Genomic DNA, 19,787 nt, shown 5'->3' on the forward strand with positions numbered 1-19,787 from the left:
GCTCGCAAGATATTTGACATAAAATATCGCCATGTTGGGTAGTTCTTTTGGCCTTTTTAAAATAGGAGGTGTCGGATATGAACAAGGTGACAGCGGCAGTTACCCGTTATATTCAAAATGCATTTTCAGAATTAGATCCAAAGAGTTTTTCGCAAGAACCCGCGTATGTGGCTGCATTGATGGGAAGACTGAGGGGGGTTGCTTGGGAAGATGATGACGGTACCTTGGTAAAATTTAAAACTACTGTTATTGATGACCGAGGGCCAAAATCCGCGGAAAGTCGCTTCGGCGCAGATTTTGCGATAAGCCTCGAAATGACGGGGCGGGATTACAATGTATCTAAGGCGGTGTTTGGCCAAGGTAAGCGCGGAAAAATCGAAAAACTCCGCACCAGCGAAAAACGACGCCTTGATGAGCAGTGTAGCAAAATGTCGAAGCACACAAAGGAGTACTTGATTCTAGAAACGCCGATGATAAGCGGAGCATCTCCCATGGTTCGACTGCGAAGTGACTCTGAAATTACTCCATCGGGACAGCAGATTTCTTTACAAAATTATATCGTTGAGATGTTCATTGCTTGTAAGCACGGTGACAAACGACCGAGCTTCGTGTCTGCTGTCCAAGAAAGCAATTTGAGTCAGTTATCGATCATTGTAGAAGGCCTTGATCCGAATTTGATTCCAGATTCTAAGCCACGCCACAAGCCTCGCTTCTAGTGATCTGTTCATGGGTATATAGAGTAATGCGCCGCTGCGTTGAAAACTACGCAGTTGGCAAAGCATATTGGTGATATTGAAAAGCAAGGAAGAAATTCAAAATCGAAGAGCTAGAAAACGAAAGGCTTTTTCAGGTGCAATGCAATTTTCAGCAATTGATCGAAAAAATGTAGCTACGTCAACAAACGCCTTCTCTTTAAAACAATGCTATCGTGCTACAATGGTTGGCAAAGAACACTTAGCCTTAAGTTCACTTTCACCTAAGTGGGGTCAAAGCATGGGGTCAAAGTGCGGGGGCATAGACAAAATCACTGAAAAATTTTATCAACAATATCAGGTTGTTTTGGACTCGATGGTGTCGCGGTGCCTATTCTCCGCTTCATCATATTTTTAGATTCTTTACAGACAACAACATCCTGTAACAACTCATTTTTTATATATAAAAAAGGGGGGGGGAGAGCCTTTCAAGAACCACAGCAAAAAGTAGTTGCCCCACTGCTTAGTTTTCTGACGATTCACATAATTCGATTGAATTTTATTTTTTTCATTCCAAGAATAACGTCACGATTTTTAACTCGCATTGGCTTATTTTTTCCCAATCTGGACATACCCCAGCCAGAATGATGGAAAATTTTAACTGTGTCTCCTGATATTCACTTTCAAGATCAGAACCATGCACCAGGCAGCAACCAACAAAAAGGGTGGAGCTTTCCCGTTGATAACGCCAGCCCTCGGTGAAACCATAGTCTCGCCTTTTCCCAAGGCAACAAGCTAGCCCATAGGCCTTACGCACAAACCCGACATGAGACAGAAAGCTTGACACAAATTATTTTTTAATGAACGATAAATAAAAAAGGAGGGCACCTTGAACACGTATAACCATTCCCTGAAATACACCGCGACAGCCATTCTTCTGGTGTGTTTTTTTGCATTTCAGGCATTGCCAGCAGGGGCACAGATGCCCGAAGCCGGAAGAGTAGACGCATCCGTGGGGAAAAGCCTCATTGACGATTTTGGAAAGCACCTTCTGGTTATTGATGTGAGGACGCCAGAAGAATTTGGTCAAGGGCATATCCCTGAAGCAGTCAATATTCCCATAGAAGAACTTGCCCAACGGTCTGCGGAGATCCCCCCGAATGTTCCAACACTTCTGGTTTGCCGCACAGGAAGACGAGCCGAAGCTGCATACTTGACGCTGCAAAAATCCGGGCAGCAGCATGCTCAACTTTGGTACCTCGCCGCAACTCCTGTTTACGAAAAAAATGGAACATTTACCTTTAAATAGGTGGGATCATCCCCATCCGCGTGTGTACATTTAACATCTCAATAAAACTGCTTTTCTGGAGAGTATACTGTGCAAAAAATATTTGAAGCCATGTCACGAATGGATTCCGTTGCTGTCACCATGGCAAGAGTTGGCATGATCATTGTTTTATTATGGATTGGCGGGCTAAAGATTGCTCCCTATGAAGCCGATGGCATTGTTCCATTTGTTGCAAACAGCCCGTTCATGAGCTTCCTGATGGATGCTCCTGACGAATATAAAAGTCATATGAATCCCGAAGGCAAGCTGGTTCCGGAAAACAGAGCATGGCACACGCAACATGGAACCTACACAGCCTCCTACATTATCGGCGCAGTAATCGTTACCTTGGGGTTAATGCTGTGCCTTCATCCGCTACTGCCACAGGTGGCCGCCATCGGCAGCGCACTGATTGTGGGCATGTCCTTTGTAACCTTGTCCTTTTTGATTACCACCCCGGAATCATGGGTACCAGCTTTGGGTGATATTGAGCACGGATTTCCATATTTGAGCGGAAGAGGCAGACTTGTTATCAAGGACGTGATCATGATGGGGGCGGCAGCCGTTACAATGGTGGACTCCGCAAAGGCATATCTCAAGAAACAACACGCCTGAAAGAATACGTAACACTATGCCCTGGCTGCTCATCCAGATTCTGCTGAACAACCAGGGCGTAGATACAAGAGAGGGCCATACCCTTTCGAAAAAGAATTTGACCGCGGTTAAACACGCATCCTGCCAGGCAGGGCAACCCAATATTGCAAAGGAACAGAACATGAATACCGAAAACCAACCCTCCCCCCAACCTGCTTCGCAAGAGGTCGATATGAGCAATGTTGTCGGCCTGCACGCCGTGAGAGCGATGTCGGATGCCCCCACCGTACAACAGCGCCTGGAGAACTGGCTTGCAGAAAAAAATATCCAGATTTTCTACGTTGTGGACCATGCGGCCAACGCCAAAGCGTACGATCTTTTCCAGCTTCCTGCATGGGTAACCTTCTTTGGAAATCCTGCCGTCGGCACCCCCCTCATGGTGGAAAACCCCTTGATGTCTTTGAACCTGCCTCTCAAGGTACTGGTGTATGAAGATGCCTCAGGGGCGACATGGTTGGCCTACCATAATCCTGCACAACAGGCTGCGGCACTGGGGATAAAGCCAGATCACCCCAGCCTGAAAAAAATGGAAACCCTGCTGAAAACCCTGGCACAGGCTGTAACGGCATAACCCCGTAAATCATGCAACTATGCCGGAATCAAGAGGTATTACATGGGTAGAGCACCTAGTTACGATAAAGAAGTTTTGCTGAAAAAGCTCACCGACTGCTTTTGGGAATATGGGCATTCTGCCCCTGTGAGTTTTTTGGTTGAGCAGGCTGGTGTTAATGCGGCCAGCCTGTACGCCGCTTTTGGAAGTAAAAAGGGCATGATCCATGCCACCATAAAAGATTACGCCCGTGAAGCATGCACTGAAGTAACCGAGCTTCTGGGAAAAAACAGTCCTGGCCGCGAGCAGATACGATATTTTCTTCAAACCTTGCTGGATACAGGGCTGGCTGATCCCAAGTCCAGGGGATGTTTTCTTGTTAACAGCATACTTGAAGCACATTTCGATGACCCGGAGATCAGGGCAATTCTTAATACGTGCATGGATGACCTGCGGGCAATTTTTCAAAAGCACCTTGCGCTTGCAAAAGATTTGCGCCCCGGCATCACTGCGGCAGAGGCGGCGCTATTCCTTCAGGTTCAGGTATGGGGCATCAAGATGATGGTCAAAATGGGATTACCTGCGGAATCAGGGCAAACCCTTATTGAACAGACTCTTTGCAGGCTATTTGCGGATAAACCCGAAATTCAGGAAAAAGCCGCCCCCAATCGGCAATGTGGGGGCAGACAACATGCTTAAACGTATTTCCCCTGTCCCGGTTAATTACTTTGCCATTGTTCTTGGCTTGTTGGGATTGGGTCTGTCCTGGCGCTATGGTTCCAACGCCGGGCTTCTACCGGCTTGGCCGGGGCATGCCCTGCTTCTGACTGGCGCAATTTTGTGGTTATTTTTGCTCTGCACATATATTTATAAATGGGTATGCCAAAAAAATGCAGCTCTTGAAGAACTGCATCATGTCATCCAATGCTGCTTCATAAGCCTGATCCCCATAACTACGCTGTTGATGGGCATTACCGTCTTGCCATATTCCAGAGTTTTCTCATGGATACTGCTTGCAGCTGGAATAATCGGACAGCTGGGTTTTGCCGCTTATCGTGGAGGAGGACTGTGGCGCGGCACGCATGTGGCTGAGGCAACAACGCCCATCATCTATTTACCAGCTGTTGCCGCCAACTTTGTTTGCGCATCAGCAATGGGTGCCACAGGGCATCTGCTATGGGGAACATTGTTTTTTGGCGCTGGCATGCTTTCCTGGCTGAGCCTCGAGGCCGCAATACTGCACAGATTAAGAACCATGCAAGCGCTTGCAGCGGCTGCGCGCCCGGTGATTGGCATCCAGCTGGCCCCAGCTTTTGTCGGTTGCGCTGCCTACCTATCGATAAACGGAGGGGAAATTGACGCAATTGCCCTGGCGCTGATCGGCTATGGCATTTTGCAGGCCATTTTTTTACTCAGGCTTTTGCCTTGGGCGCTGGAGGGAGGCTTCACACCCTCATTTTGGGCTTTTTCATTTGGCCTGGCTTCAATGGCTGGCTGCGGTCTTCGGATGATAACATTCTACAGCAAAACCGGTGAGAATGATTTGCTAGCCCTCGGCTGGGGCCTTTTTGGCATGGGAACATTCTGCATAGTGGCTCTCATAGCATTTACCCTGTTGTTTTTTATAAAAAAGTTACAAAACCATACGGTTGATGCGTAGTAATACTTCCCTCTAGGATTCACCCGACAAGTACGTGGGAGATACAAGAGAACAGATGTAATCAACTGTAGCAAAAAATATTGATAATAAATACTATTATTATTTACACGGACAACTATTCTAGCTATCATAAGCCAGTTGAGTTGAAAACAACGCGCCATGACAGTTGTAATATTTGTAAGACATCTCAACAAAATAGCTACCGTTAGCGTGGCGCTTTGATCGTGCGACAGCAGCACTTCTTTGCCCGCATGTGAGATGGCTGCAGTTTTACTAACCTATATTAAAAGGGGAACAGCATGAAAAATGATCACAGTAACAAACTTACCAACAACGCCGGAGCCCCTGTTGCCGATAACAATCGTGTAATGACCGCCGGGCCCCAAGGGCCAATGCTTCTTCAGAACGTTTGGTTTCTTGAAAAACTGGCTCATTTTGATCGGGAGGTGATCCCGGAACGTCGCATGCATGCTAAGGGATCCGGCGCTTATGGCACGTTCACTGTCACACATGACATCACGAATTACACAAAGGCTTCTGTCTTTTCTGAAATTGGTAAAAAAACAGACCTGTTCGTTCGATTCTCGACCGTTGCTGGTGAGCGAGGGGCAGCCGATGCAGAGCGGGACATTCGCGGTTTTGCCATCAAATTTTATACAGATCAGGGCAACTGGGACCTTGTTGGCAACAACACCCCTGTGTTTTTTTTGAGAGACCCACTAAAGTTTCCTGACCTCAACCATGTGGTCAAACGCAATCCCCGCACCAACATGCACAGTGCGGCGGATAACTGGGACTTTTGGTCGCTTCTGCCAGAAGCGTTGCATCAGGTTACCGTCGTCATGAGTGATCGCGGCATTCCTGCTTCATATCGGCACATGCACGGTTTCGGCAGCCACACATTCAGCTTTATCAATGCACAGAATGAGCGCTATTGGGTGAAGTTCCATTTTCGCACGCAGCAAGGCATTAAAAACCTCACTGACGCCGAAGCGCAGGAACTAGTTGGTAAGGATCGCGACAGCCACCAAAGGGACCTTTTCGAACATATTGAAAAAGGTGATTTCCCACGTTGGACGCTATTTGTTCAGGTCATGCCAGAAGCTGCAGCAGAAAAACTTCCCTACCATCCTTTTGACCTGACAAAGGTGTGGTACCATAAGGATTGCCCTCTCATTGAGGTTGGCGTTCTGGAGCTCAATCGTAACCCGGAAAACTATTTTGCAGAAGTTGAACAAGCCGCTTTTAACCCCACCAATATTGTACCGGGCATAGGCTTGTCTCCTGACAAAATGTTACAGGGAAGGCTGTTCTCTTATGGGGACGCCCAACGCTACCGGCTGGGCGTTAACCACCACCTCATTCCTGTAAACAAATCGCGCTGCCCCTTCCACAGTTACCACCGTGATGGTCAGATGCGTGTAGACGGCAACTATGGGGGGCTCACCAATTATGAGCCTAACAGCCATGGGATATGGCAGGAACAAGCAGAATTTATCGAACCGCCTTTAAAAATCAGCGGAGATGCTGACCATTGGTCATATCCGTGCGATGATGCGGACTATTTCGAGCAACCAGGAAAATTGTTCAGAATAATGAGTCCTGAGCAGCAAGAGGTATTGTTTGGCAATACCGCCCGCGCCCTTGGAGATGCCCCCGAAGAAATAAAGCTGCGACACATTAGGAATTGCGCAAAAGCTGATCCGGCATATGGAGCGGGAGTGGCACGAGCTTGCGATATTCCGGCAGAAAAAATCTAGTTCCATCCCATTACGGAAATTATTCGACAGAATCGCAATCTTTCTGCAACAGTCCATAACACTTTAGGGTAGTGCCTTGCGCACTACCCTAAAGATATACAGCTATAAGCCGATTATAGGATAATAAAAAATTTATTGAGGCACATTGTTTTCGCTTTGAATGAGGAGAGAGTCATGCATAACGTACCTAGGAGTTACAGTAAGTTCTATCTCACGCTTGTTAGTCTTCTTATTATTAATTGTGTCCTAACTATCTATGCTGTGTTTTCCTCTAATTTTTCGTTAATGCCAACACTTGCTGCGGGATGGACAGTATTCACTGCATTGTGCATATGGTTCGGATTTTCTTGTTTGCGCCCAATGGCACACCAGCTTAGTATACATCGAAACGCAATAGACCGACTGACGACTGGTAATTTGAGCGGCTGCCATAGTTCCAGTGAAAGTTGTTCCGCGATTATGCGGATGCGTACTTACGCCATTAAAGATAGAAATGCTATCTCGACTATCTCCGCTTACAGCTTTGATTTTGAAAAGAACTCTGACCAAGCCAGCACTAAAGCCCAGACAGCTCTACGTGACACTTCCGCCATTAATGATGAAACTCTGCTTCTTTTGGGTGAGATGGAATCTGTGGATTTGTCCGCCAGGGAAGTTGCTAGCCATGTCGCCGGGATTGCTACAGGCGTAAGCCAAATGTGTCAATCAAGCCAATCCATTGCCAGTAATATGGAAAGCGCTCTGGAAGCTGCGGAGCAGGTATCACATACCGCCCGTGAAAACTCTCTTCGCATTGAATCACTTGGAGAACAGGCCGCACAAGGCATTGTTGGCTTACGCAACCTCAACGATTCAATCGCAGGTGTACGGGAACAGGCAGTATCTCTCAGAACGGATATGGAAGCATTAGGCCAGGACAGTCAGTCTATTGGTGCGATTTTGGGTGTTATTGCTGACATCGCAGACCAAACGAATCTCCTCGCGTTAAATGCAGCCATTGAAGCCGCCAGGGCTGGAGAATCAGGCAGGGGATTCGCAGTTGTTGCCGATGAAGTACGCAAGCTTGCAGAAAAGACTATGAATGCAACCAAAGATGTGGAAACGGCAATAAGATCTATCCAAACAATGGCCAGCAGCAATCTTGCTTCAACGGAACATGCCGTGACTGCAATCGAAAAAAGTATGAGTGTGGCCGAAGAGCAGATTCGTGAAACTGACAGCCTTATGGAAGCTATGCACATTGTGAGTCAAGAAGTCGGAAGCATTAATTCTGACGTTAATGCCCTCAAAGACATGATATTTAGTTCTTCAAAAGCCACAGGTGAACATTCACAAGCATCTGTAGACATTTCAAAAATGATGACAACTATAACTGAAACAACGGACAACATGCGCGACAGAGCCCACAAAGGGCATCTCTCAGTTCAAAATATATCTCAAAATGTAAATTCTGTTAATTCTACAATTGCAGAGATGGCGACCAGCACCATTCAGGTCAATTCTTCGGCCAGGGAACTAACCAGTTTGACCAAAGGGATGAACAAATCCATTTGCGAATTTAATCTTGGCGATGAACCTTTTGATGTAGGTGCCATCAAAACTGCGCATTTGGCATGGCGATCACGCTTGGAAGCGGTACTGCAAGGACATATGTTCCTGAAGTCAGCAGAGATGATCGATCACCACCAGTGCGCCTTCGGTAAATGGTATGACGGTGAAGGACAACGCAATTGGGGTAACAACCCAATCTTTCAGGAAATAGGAAAACTCCACGAACAGGTACATGCTTTGGCTATCCGCATAGCAGCCTTGGTCGAACAAGGTAACAAGAGAGAAGCACAAGACATTATGCCTGAATTTGAAGAAGTTCGCCAAAAGTTGTTTGACGAGCTTGATCACCTTTATCTTGCCATGTCGGCGTAAGCGGTTCTCGTCCCGGCTACCTTTTGTGCTGAATTTTCACGTAAGTCACAGCTACTATGGGGGCAAAGTGCGGGGGCATAGACAAAAATCTCGAAAAATTTTATCAATAATATCAGGTTGTTTTGGACTCGATGGTGTCGCGGTGCCTATTCTCCCCTTCGGCACCATCTTGAACTCCAAGAGAGTTCAAAGAAGCCCGCTAAGCTAACAGCTTGGCGGGTTTTCTGCTTTTTAAGGCTCCAACCAAGTTCAGCTACGTCTTTTGACATACCCCAATATTGGCTGGGGGTACGAAGACTAAAAAGCCGGTTGGAAGCCATTTCAATACCCCCAGAGCGCAAAGCATTGCTGGCCGCCTGTTTCTCAACATTTCCCGTCTTCCACCTCTCCGCACCTCACCGATACCCCCACGGGGGGAGCGCAATGCTTTGATATTGAATGCTTTGAGAAGGCATACGCCGCGATAGCCAGAATCAATTTTCTGAAACTGTAATGGACTTATCGAGCACAGTTGGGAATGCAGAAAAGTTACGAATTAAGCTCGATCATGCACAAAAGCGCATCGCTGAACTTGAGTCAAAAATTGCAAAGTGTGCACATAATTTGCACACAAAAAATAGCGATCAAGAGTTACAAGTAATGGTTAATGCCCCAATGTGGGAAAACACATTATCCGCAATCTTTTTTAAATCAGGAAAGGGAAGACCTCCTAAAAGACAATAGTGGCAAGCCGTGACCATAAAAAACAAAAAAATGCTAATTAGTTATGTGCGTTTTTGTCCTTTACACGTAAAGAAAATTTCATGGTTTTAGCTCTGCCCAATTTTTTATTTTGCTCAAAACGTAGAATCTCAAAAAAAGCCAAGGAGATTCTACTTTTGATACCAAAGCCAATCTGCCCCAACAAACGCCATCGATGGGGTTTCTTCGCCTAGATCAAGTTCTTCAACTTATCCCCATCAGCCAAAACATGTGGTATTCTGGAATAAAAAACGGGCAGATTCCCTCAGCCCGTTAAAATCGGGCCACGTAACCTCGCCAATCGAACCTGCTTTGCCGTGGCAACTGCGCGGGGCCATGTCCATGGCGAGAATCCGGCAGTGATGGCCTTCCCTGATACCGCGGGCACGAACTCTGTATTTCCCATCATGCGGCACGGACAAGCGGTGCCAGATTTGTTCGATATTCGGACTCCAGGCGGGACATCGTTGGCTTCGGCTTTATGGTGGGTTGCAACCTATGCTGACCCGCAAAGAGCAGCGAAGGGGTGGCGCTTGCCCGTGCTCTTGCGGAGGAGCCGGAACAGCTGTTTGACGAACAGACTGCCGCGCTGGATTGGCGGGTGCAGAGGGACATCTGCAATGCAGTTGCCACACTGCGAGAAACATTCAACCTCTTCGCCATCATGGTAACGCATGACCCCAACGCAGTGTTTGCACTGGCTCAAAAGGTTGCCATGCTACGGGCTGGCGGCCTGTTCTGGCAGGGTGATGCTCAGGATGCCATTAATGCTGACCTGCTGAGTAATCCGTATGCCGTGCCTATTCAGATAGAATACAGTGGCGAGCGCATGGCGGCCTTGTTTTGAACAGGACGGCCCTACGTAGCAAATACCCACGGGTGGAATATGGAAGACTTTTTTCAGTATGCCTTTTTGCAGCGCACACTGTTTATGGCCCTGTTTGGCGGTTCGGTCTGCGGGGCCATGGGTGTAGTTGTGGTGCTGTGGCGCATGAGCCTGGTGGGCATGTGCGTTTCGCACGCCGCCTTTGCAGGTGCGCTGCTTGCCTTATAGTTTGGTGTCCACCATTAGCCTGGGGGCTTGCGGCCAGCCTAGGGGCTGCTTCTGCTGTGGGGCCGCTTGCCGAGAAGCCAGGCTTCAGCCTTGATACTGCCATGGGTGTTGTTTTTTCGGTGGTGATGAGTCTGGCCATGCTGCGGACAGAAGGACTCAGCCTCATACGGGGCAGCCTGCTCACGGTCACACGCTTTGACTTGCAACTTGTGGCCGTAACGGCCTTGCTTCTGTTTGGCTTTGACTTTCTGTTCTTTAAGGAAATAGAGGCAATCATGGGGCAAAGCCATGCGGCGGTGGCTGCGGGGATTCCCGTTAAGGACATATACTATGCCTGCCTTGTCTTGATGGGGCTGGTGGTGGCTTTTGCCCTTAAGGCCATCGACGGATTATTGATCTATGCGCTCATTGTTACACCCGCAGCCACGGCATTGCAGAACACCTATCGCCTGAGCCGCATGTTTCTGCTGGCTGCCCTGTTCGGCCGCCGGCTTCAGTAGCGGGCCTGTGGCTTTCATTCTACTGGGCTGTACCGCCGGGGGCGGTTATTGTGCTGGGTTCTTCCACCATACTGGTTGCCGCCATGATCCTTTCGCCAAAGAAAATTCACCGAATTAAACAGGACTCCCCTGTGGAGCAGAGCAATCAGATTAATCATTAAATCCCCTTAAGTACAAAAAACATGGGAATACGCACCACACAGGGAATGGCCTTGCCTTCTCGCTGGGCAGGCTTGAACGATGACGACTGCACACAAGCCAGTGCCGCATAGGCGAAATCTTCGTGATCAGCCTGCAACACGCGGACGCGGAGTAATTTGCCTTGCATATCGAGATACGCCTCCACAACCGCCTTTCCTTCAAGGTTACGGCGTTGGGCTGAGCGGGGATAACGCAGGGGGGCCTGATGCAAAAACCGGGGGCCTCCGGTGCTGTTCCAGGGCACAAGCTGTGGCTGGGTATCTCCACTGCCAGCCGCTCCTTCTCGTGCAGCATTTACTGTGTCTGCTCCACCGTTTGCAGCCCCCTGATCATCGCTCGTTCCAGAAGCAGAAGGCCTACCTGCTGCCATTGTGGAATTTGCAGGCGGCGCGGTACCAGATTGCTGTACGTGTGGCCTCAGCACAGCGGCATTCTGCTTGTCACCAGGCTCTTTTTCTACAGGTCTTGGTTTGGCGGCCTGCTTTTTTATGGGAACAGCCTGTTCGCGTTGCGGCGCATCTCTGGTTGGGGGATCGGGCTTTGCATTTTCCACTAAGGTTGATTTCACCTGAGCAGCAACCGTTTTTTCCAGCATGGCAGAGTCTTGTGCAATGTCGCCTCCAGAAAAAGCGCCCCCCAGACTGGCCAGACTGACCATCACCGCTCCCCCAGCCTGAACCGGTAAATACTCCGGCAAATACCTGGCGGCCGCGATCACTCCAAAGACAAGAAGACCGTGCAGCACGGCAGAAAGTCCAACCCAACGGACTGGATGCCGATGGCCGCGGCGTGGCGGCGGGTCAAGGGGCAACAATGGCGCCTCCAGCTTTCCCCGCCTGAAACAGACGCAGATATTCATCGTGCAACTGCACAGCACTGGGGGTGCACTGGGCATCGGGATACAGGGCCTCAATCATGGCCGCCAAGCCTACTACCCAGCGAGGCCCGCCCAGTATATCAGACGCCAGAGCGTACACCCGCCCGGTGTGCACTGCCGCCATGCCCTGCCAGTCTGTCTGGCCCATGAGCCGGTTTCTGGCCTGTGCCAGCTGTTCCTGGCCCTTATCAGTATCAAGCGTGCAGAGCGAAACGCTTTGTATGATCACAGCTGGGTTCTGCTCTGCAACCCATTCCATATTGATGATTGAAGAAGCCGCATGCAGCACCTTGGCGGGATTGTTTCCCCCGGCCCCTACGGTGAGATCAAACAGTGCAGACCCCGGCCCGGCCACACGCTCGGCAACAAAGTGCCGGCCCAATACGGTGGGCGGTTTGTCGTTGACAGGAATGCAACCCTTGAGGTTTCTCTCTGCCTGACGCACCCACCGCAGAAAAACTTCGCCCTTGTTATGCGCATGGCCGCCCAAAAGATCTGCCAACACATGCACGCATTGCTCCAGATTTTCCGGCAGGTGCATGTCCAAGCGCACAACCCGGATACCAAAAGGTTTGAGCCGCTGCTCCAGTTCCATACCGGGGTACTCGCGCCAGGCAATGACCACATCGGGCGAAAGGGCCGCGATGCTTTCAAAATTGGGCGAAAACCCGCTCCCCACGCTGGGCAGGGCCGCAACCTCGGGCATCAGGGCACGGCGGTCAACCGCATGGTGTGACACTCCCACAACCTGTGGCATGCCACCCAGCAGGCGTACCACTTCCAACACGTCCTGCGGCAAGACAACTATTCGGTGTTCCGCCAGAATCGGCCTTGCGCCAAGCGCCAAGACCAGCAGAAAGCAAAACAGCGCAGAAAGCAGCTTCACGCCGTCATCTCCCGCACAAGCCCCACCAGGGTGGACGCCCGCAGATTTTGTACCGGCAGATACTCGGCCCGCAGGGCCTTTGCCAGCTGACGCGCCTGCCCAAATTGCAGCAAACCGGCCTGCTCCACATCAATCACAAACGAATGCACGCGCGCATCCTGCGCAATACGGCCAGCTTCAGCCAACGCGGCATCCAGAGCGGAACCTTCCTCCAAACGGGGCGTCAAGTTGGCCCTGCCGTCTGAAACCACAATCAGAATGGGGCGAGTATCGGGCTTTTTGCGCAGGGCAGTGCCAATAACGCGAAACGATTCTTTCAGGCCATCTGCCAAAGGTGTGCGCCCGCCTGTGGGCAGTATTTCCAGTTCGCGTGATGCGCGCTCCACACTGCCGGTGGGCGGCAGCAAAACCTTGCCCTGCTGCCCACGAAAAGCCACCAGCGAGACCTGGTCGCGCTTTTGATACGCGTGCAGCAGCAAAGACAGAATTGCGCTTTTGACCTCGCACATGCGTCCGGCAGCCCCCATGGAACCAGAGGCATCCACAGCAAATACCACAAGATTGCCAATCTTTCGTTCGCGGCGTTTATAGCGCCAGTCCTGCCTCTGCACCTGAAGCGGATAGCCCGCGCCTCCTCTCATGCTTGCAGCCATGCGCAAGACCGCAGCCATAATTGTGGGTTCCAGCGCGATATCAGGAGAGGCATTGCCCTGCAGGGGGCGGTGTGAATAGCCCACGCACCGGCCGCATTTTTGTGCCGTACGCGAGCGGCTGTGCCGCCCACTGCCGCTGCGCTGGCGTTTGTCGGCAGCGGTTTGCAGCGGCTTGACCCGATACGGATCGCCAGCCGAAAAAACTTCTTCCCTGTCCATGCCGGAAGAATCGGCTGTCGCCTCCGCATTGTCCTGATCCTGCGGGGCAACTTCCATCTGGCTGGCATCCAGAGGCTCCTGCGACGCAAAAGGTGTCTGCCCCGGCGCTGAGGGTTGGGGCGTCTGCTCTTCATGTTCGTGCTGCGACTGAGCGGCCCCGGCAGTATTTTGCTCTGGCAGCTGCGGTGCCTGCATGCGTCGCCGATGTACAAGAGCCAAGGCCGCCGCCTCCTGCACATGCTCATCACGCACAGCCGGGCAGCCATCAAGAGCAGCAAGGGCGCGGGCGGCATGCAACAGCGCAAGTTCACCGCGATGGCCAGCGCACAGAGCCTCTGCGCACAGCGTAGCCATGTCTTTCAGCAAGGTTTCGGAAACGCGCACCTCTGGCAACAATGCCTTGGCTTTCATAAGCATGTCGGCCACGGCCTGCTGCCGCTCCTGCCATGTAGCCAAAAAGGTTGCGATATCCCCATCAAAAGCCATGCGCCGCCGCAAAACCTCCATACGGGTTGCAACGTCCTGTGGGGCCAGCACGTCGACGCAAAGGCCAAAACGGTCTAGTAGCTGTGGTCGTAGCGGCCCTTCTTCGGGGTTCATGCTGCCAATAAGTGCAAAGCTTGATGCGTGTACAAAGGCGCAGCCGTCACGCTCAACCCTGTTCACCCCGCTGGCGCACACGTCCAGCAACAGGTCAACCATGTGGTCGGGCAGCAGATTGACCTCGTCCACATACAGCATGCCCCTGTGGGCAAGTGCCAGTAGCCCCGGCTGCATGCGTCTTTTGCCCCTGCCTATGGCTGATTCCATGTCCATGCTGCCAACCAGCCGGTCTTCTGTGGATGAAAGCGGCAGCGTCACAAGAGGAGTTTGCACCTGCGCCACGGGCAAGGGGCCATTCTTTGCGGCGGCGGCGCAACTCGGGCACAGCGGCCCTGTGGGAGAACAATGCCATGCACACCCGCGCACCACGGAAACATACGGCAACAACCCCACCAATGCGCGCACTGCTGTAGATTTGGCTGTACCCTTTTGCCCGCGCAAAAGCACACCGCCGATTTCGGGGCACAGCGCATTGGCAAGCAGGGCCCGCGTCATAAGCGGTTGCCCGGTCAGTGCCGCAAAAGGAAATACAGGCCGGGTCGGCCCGTTTACTTTCATGCAGACTGCCCGCCCACAGATTCAAAAGGATTACGCCGCATGCGGTGCGGCAAGGCCAGACTTGCAGCTTTATCCACATCCTCGCAGGCAACATCGGCGCGCCCGTTCAGGGCGGCCAAGGTGCTGGCTGTTTTGAGCATCACAATATCCGCGCGGTGACCGTCTACCTGAGCGGCGATGGCGTGCTCCACAACCCTGTGCATGCAGACATCGTCTGCCTGTACCATGGGCAGCAGGCGGCGTGCCTGCATGATCCTGTCTGCCAGCTTGCGATCCTGCTCCTGCCATGTTGCGCAAAATTCTGCCGGATCACGTTCAAAATCCATGCGGCGCTTCATGACCGTCATGCGCTGCTCTGGCTCGGCCATGCCGCGCACGTGCACGCAAAGACCGAACCTGTCCAGCAGCTGGGGGCGCAGCTCGCCTTCCTCCGGGTTCATGGTTCCCACCAGGGTAAACCTGGCAGGATGCGACCACGAAAGCCCCTCACGTTCAACAGTGTTGACGCCCATGGCCGCAGCGTCCAGCAGCACATCAACAATGTGGTCTTCCAGCAGGTTGACCTCGTCCACATAAAGTATGCCCCGGTTGGCCGACGCCAGAAGGCCGTGTTCAAAACGGCGACGACCAGAGGCAAGGGCAACCTCCATATCAAGCGAACCAACAACCCGGTCTTCGCTTGCGCACACGGGCAGTTCCGTAACGCGCACACGGCGTTTTTCCTTTGTCAGCTCGCCCTTGTCGATAAGCTCGTCGCGGCACAGAGGGCAAAGGGTGTCGGCGGCCTCAGGGTTGCAGTTGCACGGACAGCCTTTTACCACGTTCATTTCTGGCAAAATGGCCGCCAGTGCCCGTACAGCGGTGGATTTTGCCGTGCCTTTTTCACCCCGCACAAGCACCCCGCCGATGCCCGGATTGACCACATTGAGCAGCAGGGCTTCCTTCAAGGTTTCCTGCCCTGCAATTGCTGAAAATGGATAGAAATACTGCTGTGACCTGCTCATTGTTTGCCCTCATTGCCCGCCAAACCGGAATTCGGGGTGACAAAAATATCAATGCTGCCGCCCTGAAAACTGCCGCCGTGCGCCTCGGTGCGTTCCTCAAGCCAGCCTTCCATATCCAGATACTGTTGGCGCAAGGCTTTCAAAACATCCTTGTCGGCCTGCCACACCCCTCTGGCTTGTGCCTCAAGCAGTCTGCGGGACATTTCCTCCAGCGCCCAAGGGTTGTTTTCTTCAAAAAAGGCACGGTTTTCTTTATCCAGCACAAAGGTACGGACAATGTCGTCAAAGATGCCGTCATCCACCAGACCAGTGGTGGCATCCCAGCCGTACAGGCGCACGGCCCGTTTGGACATATCGCCAGCGCCTTTGTAGCCGTGACGCTTCATTCCCTCGATCCAGAGGGGATTAAGCAGCTTGCCGCGTGCCACCCGCCGTATTTCGTCTGCCATGTCGCGCACCTGCACATGCTGCGGATCGCGCGTGTCACCATAATATACGCGCACGTCGTGGCCGCTCAGATGCTTGGCAGCGGCTGTCATACCGCCGTGGATACCGTAAATGGCACAGCAGTTGAGCATGTCGTGCTCATCACTCACAACCTTGTTGTAGGTGATGTCCACGTTGGAAAGGCTTGCCGTGAGCGCAGAGACTTCTTCCTGCCCCCACACGCCCTCACCGTAGGCATAGCTGTTCCAGCGAACAAAAACGTCAGAAAGGTCAGCCTCTGTACGCCAGGCCGATGCGTGCACGGCAAGGTCTACGCCGCCCTGATACACGCCGGGCTGTGACGAAAATATCCGCAGTGTCGCCCTGCGCCACGCACTTTGCCCTTCTTCCTGCTGCCAGAGCTTAAGCCGCTGGCAACTGTGCATGCGCACGTAGTTGTCTGATTCCTGCTCGTCCAGCTCGGCCACCGCCAGCACAGCAGCATCAAGATAGCGCACGGCTTCGGGAAACGAATCGCGCAGCAGGCCAGAAACTCGAACCGTTATGTCCACACGCGGTCTACCAAGCTCTTCCAGCGGAATAACCTCGTGGCCGGTTACAACGCCTCCCTGCCAAACTGGCCGCACCCCAAGCAGGGCAAGCAACTGCCCCAGGCCTTCGCCGTCGCTCCACATGAGATCGTTGCACATCCAGAACATGGCCACATTTTCGGGATACCGGCCTTCTTCGGTAAGGTGCTTGTCGAGTATGCCCCGTGCAAGGTTGCAGCCCACGCGCCAGGCCGCTTCGGTAGGCAGGCGGCGCGGATCAAGCGTGTACGAGTTGCGTCCGGTGGGCAGAATATCGTCGCGCCCACGGGCAAGCAGCCCTGAAGGCCCTGGGGTAATGTAACTACCAGTAAGAGCGTGCAAAAATGCCGCGCGTTCCTGTGAGGCATCCAGTCGCTCGGCCAGATTGCACACCCGCGCCAGCAGCGCATACAGATCGGGCAGACGGTTGGCGGGCAAACCGGGCAAAAGCGCTGCCAGATGTTCGTCATCAGGGTTGCCGCCATCAGTTGCCATGAGCAGCAGGGCCTCCGCAACGCTTGCCCCAAGGGCGTCAATGCGCTGCAAAATTTGACCATTGTTGGCGTTGGCCTGTTCTTCTGCTTGAGGGGTATTTTCCAGCAGTGCATCCAGATCAAGCTTTTTTGCTGCGCAGATCAGACGGCGCAGGTCTGCAGCTGCGCCAGTATCGTGCCTCAAAAGCGCATAGATAAAATCCGCCCGGCTCTTGCCCTGCGGCAACTGACCAAGCACATGCAGGCCATCGTCCACGCGGGTATTGCGCAGCAGGTTGAGCACCTCGTGCAGTTTGGCCGCAAGGGTTGAAAACGGTGCATCTGGATTTTTTTGCAGCAGGTCATTTTCCACATCCGCCAGACCTGCGCTTGCCATGGCCTCGCGTATCAAATGCTCAAGCTGGTGGGCACGCGCGGGGTCGCGCCTGCGCGCCTCGCCCCACTGACCAAGGTGATTGTCCAGCGCCTCCAGCTTGTCATGCAGCCCGCCAGAAACCTGAGGGGGGCGCATGTGGTTGACCAAGGCCGCATAACTGCGGCGCTTGGCCATGACGGCCTCTGCCGGGTTGTCGGCATTATATATGTAGAGGTGTGGCACCTCATGCAGGGCCACGTCGGGCAGGCAGGCGGCAGAGAGTCCACAGGCCTTGCCGGGCAAAAATTCCAGCGTGCCGTGCGTGCCAACATGCACGATGGCGTCGGCCCCAAAACCATCCTGTAGCCAGCGGTACGTTGCAATATACTGGTGCGGCGGAGGGATATCGGGATCATGCAAAATACGGCAAACCTGCCCGTCGCAACGCGAACCAGCGCACCCGCGTTTGGGCTGCACGCACACCACTGCATTGCCAAGCGAAATACCCGTCACAAGCAGATGACCGTCGAGGGTCATGGCTGGGGGAAGCCCGTCCTTGCCCTGACCCGGCCTGCCCCATGCGGCGTCAATGCGCTCGTGCGCTTCTGCTGGCCAGGCGGCAGCCCATCGCTCGTACTGAGCCAGCGGAATCCGCGCCAGCACGCCGCCCTTGGCGGAAATTTCCTGCACGGATGTCCAGCGAAATTCGCTCACGGCCTTGCGGTCAAGAATCATGCGCATGAGGGCGTTGCTGTTTTCAGGAACCTGCACATCGTACCCGGCCTCGCGCATATCGCGCAGCAGGGCGCACAGCGATGCCGGGGTATCCAGCCCCGCAGCCCCACCAACTGTGGCCTCGGCAGAGGAACAGGGATCGTTGTGCAAGATGAACGCAACGCGGCGCTGCGCCACAGGTTTGGCTTGCAAGGCAAGCCACCGGTCAACCCGTGCGGCGAGCCTTTGCACGCGCTCGGCCACTGGCGCGCGGTAGGCCACGGAATCCAGGCTTTTTTCCGGCGCAGTACCACCAAGAAAAAACGGCTCCACAACGCCTTCAAATTCCGGCAAGGCCACAGCCCACGCTACTTCTGATCCCAGGCCCTGTGGGTCTGCCTGCCAGGCCTCCACCGTTTTTGCAGATGTAAAAACTGGCTGAAAAACAGGCACGTCCATTGTTCTGAACAGGCGCACATTGTCTCTGGCCGGGGAATCGTCGCCCACAAAAGCGGCGGGGTCGTCTTCCATACATTTTTCACGAGAAAAATAGGGCAACAGCTTTATGAGTGCCTGAACCCTGCACTGCTGGCTTGCGTCCAAAAAAACTTCCCGCGCCCAGCGTACCCCGCCCTTGTTACCCAGTGCGGCATCATGAAGCGAATTGCTAAATGCGGGCAACACTCGCAGCCCTCTTGCTTCGAGAGCTTGAACCAGAGCTGTTTCGGCCTGCGTCATGGAGTTTACCCAGTAGTGCCTGCCAAACAGCAACCCGACACTGTGCCCGCGCAAGCCCTTGCGCTGTGCGAAATCGTTGTACCACGCGCTGTAGGTATTCACGTTTTCAAAAAATGGCTCCGGCGCTTCGGGATGCCACAGGCCCTCCCACGGCATAAGCAGAGGATCTGCCACAGATTCCACAGGCTGACCGTACGCCAGCATAAGCATGAACTGCATGAGCCGGGCAGCATTTTCCGCCCCGCCGTATGAAAGATACCGATAGGCCCGTTCCGCTGTCTGCGGCACTACGGAAGAAAGCGCCCAAGCCCCCGGATCTGACGCCACACAAACGACAGGTACATTCGCACCCGCCAGTTTAAGTCTGTCGTCCAGCAGGTTCCATGCTGCGTCTGCCCCCCGAAAAACAAAAACAGCCCTGGCCGCGTCAATGGCATCCAGACATGCTTCGGGCTGCTCTTCTACATCACGCGAGCACAAAATTCGCACGCATACATCGCCGGGCAGACAGGCAGCAGCCTCTTGCAAGGCGGCCATGTGACTGGACCAGACAATAAATGTCAGTACTGTTTGCTGTTTCATAAGGATGCCCCTCAAAAGCCCGGTCC

Annotated in this window: 16 protein-coding genes and 1 pseudogene; 12 read left to right on the forward strand and 5 right to left on the reverse strand. The window is 53.0% G+C overall.

Annotated features, from left to right (window positions below):
* The first annotated feature begins 77 nt into the window (after window positions 1-77).
* The 12 genes and pseudogenes from F8N36_RS13285 to F8N36_RS13335 all read left to right on the forward strand — a co-directional run bounded on the left by F8N36_RS13285 (window position 78) and on the right by F8N36_RS13335 (window position 10,861).
* On the forward strand, window positions 78-716 hold the full coding sequence (locus F8N36_RS13285; RefSeq protein ID WP_291333297.1) for a hypothetical protein: 639 nt from the start codon (window positions 78-80) through the stop codon (window positions 714-716).
* Window positions 717-1,581: 865 nt separating this feature from the next.
* Window positions 1,582-2,001 carry a rhodanese-like domain-containing protein gene (locus F8N36_RS13290; RefSeq protein WP_291333298.1) on the forward strand — a complete coding sequence of 140 codons (420 nt, stop codon included), beginning with the start codon at window positions 1,582-1,584 and terminating at the stop codon, window positions 1,999-2,001.
* Between the two features lie 90 nt (window positions 2,002-2,091).
* Window positions 2,092-2,634: a DUF417 family protein gene (locus F8N36_RS13295; protein ID WP_291333376.1), complete on the forward strand. Its 543-nt coding sequence runs from the start codon at window positions 2,092-2,094 to the stop codon at window positions 2,632-2,634.
* A 16-nt stretch (window positions 2,635-2,650) separates the two neighbouring features.
* A complete protein-coding gene (locus F8N36_RS13300) occupies window positions 2,651-3,244 on the forward strand; it encodes a DUF302 domain-containing protein (RefSeq protein ID WP_291333299.1) in 594 nt (197 codons plus the stop codon).
* 42 nt (window positions 3,245-3,286) lie between these two features.
* Window positions 3,287-3,442, forward strand: a pseudogene (locus F8N36_RS16340) (TetR/AcrR family transcriptional regulator); the annotation flags it as partial.
* Entirely contained in the window at window positions 3,443-3,922 is a 480-nt protein-coding gene (locus F8N36_RS13305) for a hypothetical protein (RefSeq protein ID WP_291333300.1), read from the forward strand.
* On the forward strand, window positions 3,915-4,883 hold the full coding sequence (gene tehA / locus F8N36_RS13310) for a dicarboxylate transporter/tellurite-resistance protein TehA (RefSeq protein ID WP_291333301.1): 969 nt from the start codon (window positions 3,915-3,917) through the stop codon (window positions 4,881-4,883). Before F8N36_RS13305 ends, tehA begins: the two co-directional genes overlap by 8 nt.
* Before the next feature lie 299 nt (window positions 4,884-5,182).
* Window positions 5,183-6,643 carry a catalase gene (locus F8N36_RS13315; protein WP_291333302.1) on the forward strand — a complete coding sequence of 487 codons (1,461 nt, stop codon included), beginning with the start codon at window positions 5,183-5,185 and terminating at the stop codon, window positions 6,641-6,643.
* 174 nt (window positions 6,644-6,817) lie between these two features.
* A complete protein-coding gene (locus F8N36_RS13320) occupies window positions 6,818-8,566 on the forward strand; it encodes a methyl-accepting chemotaxis protein (protein ID WP_291333303.1) in 1,749 nt (582 codons plus the stop codon).
* Window positions 8,567-9,833: 1,267 nt separating this feature from the next.
* On the forward strand, window positions 9,834-10,154 hold the full coding sequence (locus F8N36_RS13325) for an ABC transporter ATP-binding protein (RefSeq protein ID WP_291333304.1): 321 nt from the start codon (window positions 9,834-9,836) through the stop codon (window positions 10,152-10,154).
* Window positions 10,155-10,193: 39 nt separating this feature from the next.
* Complete coding sequence (locus tag F8N36_RS13330; RefSeq protein WP_291333305.1) at window positions 10,194-10,361, forward strand: metal ABC transporter permease; 168 nt, start codon at window positions 10,194-10,196, stop codon at window positions 10,359-10,361.
* Window positions 10,362-10,417: 56 nt separating this feature from the next.
* Entirely contained in the window at window positions 10,418-10,861 is a 444-nt protein-coding gene (locus F8N36_RS13335; protein ID WP_291333306.1) for a metal ABC transporter permease, read from the forward strand.
* Between the two features lie 157 nt (window positions 10,862-11,018).
* Here F8N36_RS13335 and F8N36_RS13340 read toward each other — a convergent pair whose 3' ends face one another.
* From F8N36_RS13340 to cobN, 5 genes are read right to left on the reverse strand one after another with little or no spacing between them, the layout of a single operon-like run.
* The gene (locus tag F8N36_RS13340) at window positions 11,019-11,807 is read right to left on the reverse strand and encodes an energy transducer TonB (protein WP_291333307.1); all 789 of its coding nucleotides are present in this window, start codon (window positions 11,805-11,807) and stop codon (window positions 11,019-11,021) included.
* A gap of 55 nt (window positions 11,808-11,862) precedes the next feature.
* A complete protein-coding gene (locus F8N36_RS13345) occupies window positions 11,863-12,825 on the reverse strand; it encodes an ABC transporter substrate-binding protein (protein ID WP_291333308.1) in 963 nt (320 codons plus the stop codon).
* Window positions 12,822-14,858 (reverse strand): VWA domain-containing protein, encoded by a 2,037-nt coding sequence (locus F8N36_RS13350; RefSeq protein WP_291333309.1) that lies wholly within the window; start codon window positions 14,856-14,858, stop codon window positions 12,822-12,824. The genes F8N36_RS13345 and F8N36_RS13350 overlap by 4 nt, the downstream gene beginning before the upstream one ends.
* Entirely contained in the window at window positions 14,855-15,862 is a 1,008-nt protein-coding gene (locus F8N36_RS13355; protein ID WP_291333310.1) for an ATP-binding protein, read from the reverse strand. Before F8N36_RS13355 ends, F8N36_RS13350 begins: the two co-directional genes overlap by 4 nt.
* The gene (gene cobN / locus F8N36_RS13360) at window positions 15,859-19,761 is read right to left on the reverse strand and encodes a cobaltochelatase subunit CobN (RefSeq protein WP_291333311.1); all 3,903 of its coding nucleotides are present in this window, start codon (window positions 19,759-19,761) and stop codon (window positions 15,859-15,861) included. The genes F8N36_RS13355 and cobN overlap by 4 nt, the downstream gene beginning before the upstream one ends.
* Window positions 19,762-19,787 lie beyond the last annotated feature (26 nt).

Source organism: Desulfovibrio sp. (assembly GCF_009712225.1).
Classification (GTDB): domain Bacteria; phylum Desulfobacterota; class Desulfovibrionia; order Desulfovibrionales; family Desulfovibrionaceae; genus Desulfovibrio.

What these genes read in the sequence shown, in the direction of transcription:
- F8N36_RS13285 (WP_291333297.1), top strand. Translation starts at nt 78, where the DNA reads ATGAACAAGGTGACAGCGGCAGTTACCCGTTATATTCAAAATGCATTT.
- F8N36_RS13295 (WP_291333376.1), top strand. Translation starts at nt 2,092, where the DNA reads ATGTCACGAATGGATTCCGTTGCTGTCACCATGGCAAGAGTTGGCATG.
- F8N36_RS13300 (WP_291333299.1), top strand. Translation starts at nt 2,651, where the DNA reads ATGCCCTGGCTGCTCATCCAGATTCTGCTGAACAACCAGGGCGTAGAT.
- F8N36_RS13305 (WP_291333300.1), top strand. Translation starts at nt 3,443, where the DNA reads ATGATCCATGCCACCATAAAAGATTACGCCCGTGAAGCATGCACTGAA.
- tehA (WP_291333301.1), top strand. Translation starts at nt 3,915, where the DNA reads ATGCTTAAACGTATTTCCCCTGTCCCGGTTAATTACTTTGCCATTGTT.
- F8N36_RS13315 (WP_291333302.1), top strand. Translation starts at nt 5,183, where the DNA reads ATGAAAAATGATCACAGTAACAAACTTACCAACAACGCCGGAGCCCCT.
- F8N36_RS13320 (WP_291333303.1), top strand. Translation starts at nt 6,818, where the DNA reads ATGCATAACGTACCTAGGAGTTACAGTAAGTTCTATCTCACGCTTGTT.
- F8N36_RS13330 (WP_291333305.1), top strand. Translation starts at nt 10,194, where the DNA reads ATGGAAGACTTTTTTCAGTATGCCTTTTTGCAGCGCACACTGTTTATG.
- F8N36_RS13350 (WP_291333309.1), bottom strand. Translation starts at nt 14,858, where the DNA reads ATGAAAGTAAACGGGCCGACCCGGCCTGTATTTCCTTTTGCGGCACTG.
- F8N36_RS13355 (WP_291333310.1), bottom strand. Translation starts at nt 15,862, where the DNA reads ATGAGCAGGTCACAGCAGTATTTCTATCCATTTTCAGCAATTGCAGGG.
- cobN (WP_291333311.1), bottom strand. Translation starts at nt 19,761, where the DNA reads ATGAAACAGCAAACAGTACTGACATTTATTGTCTGGTCCAGTCACATG.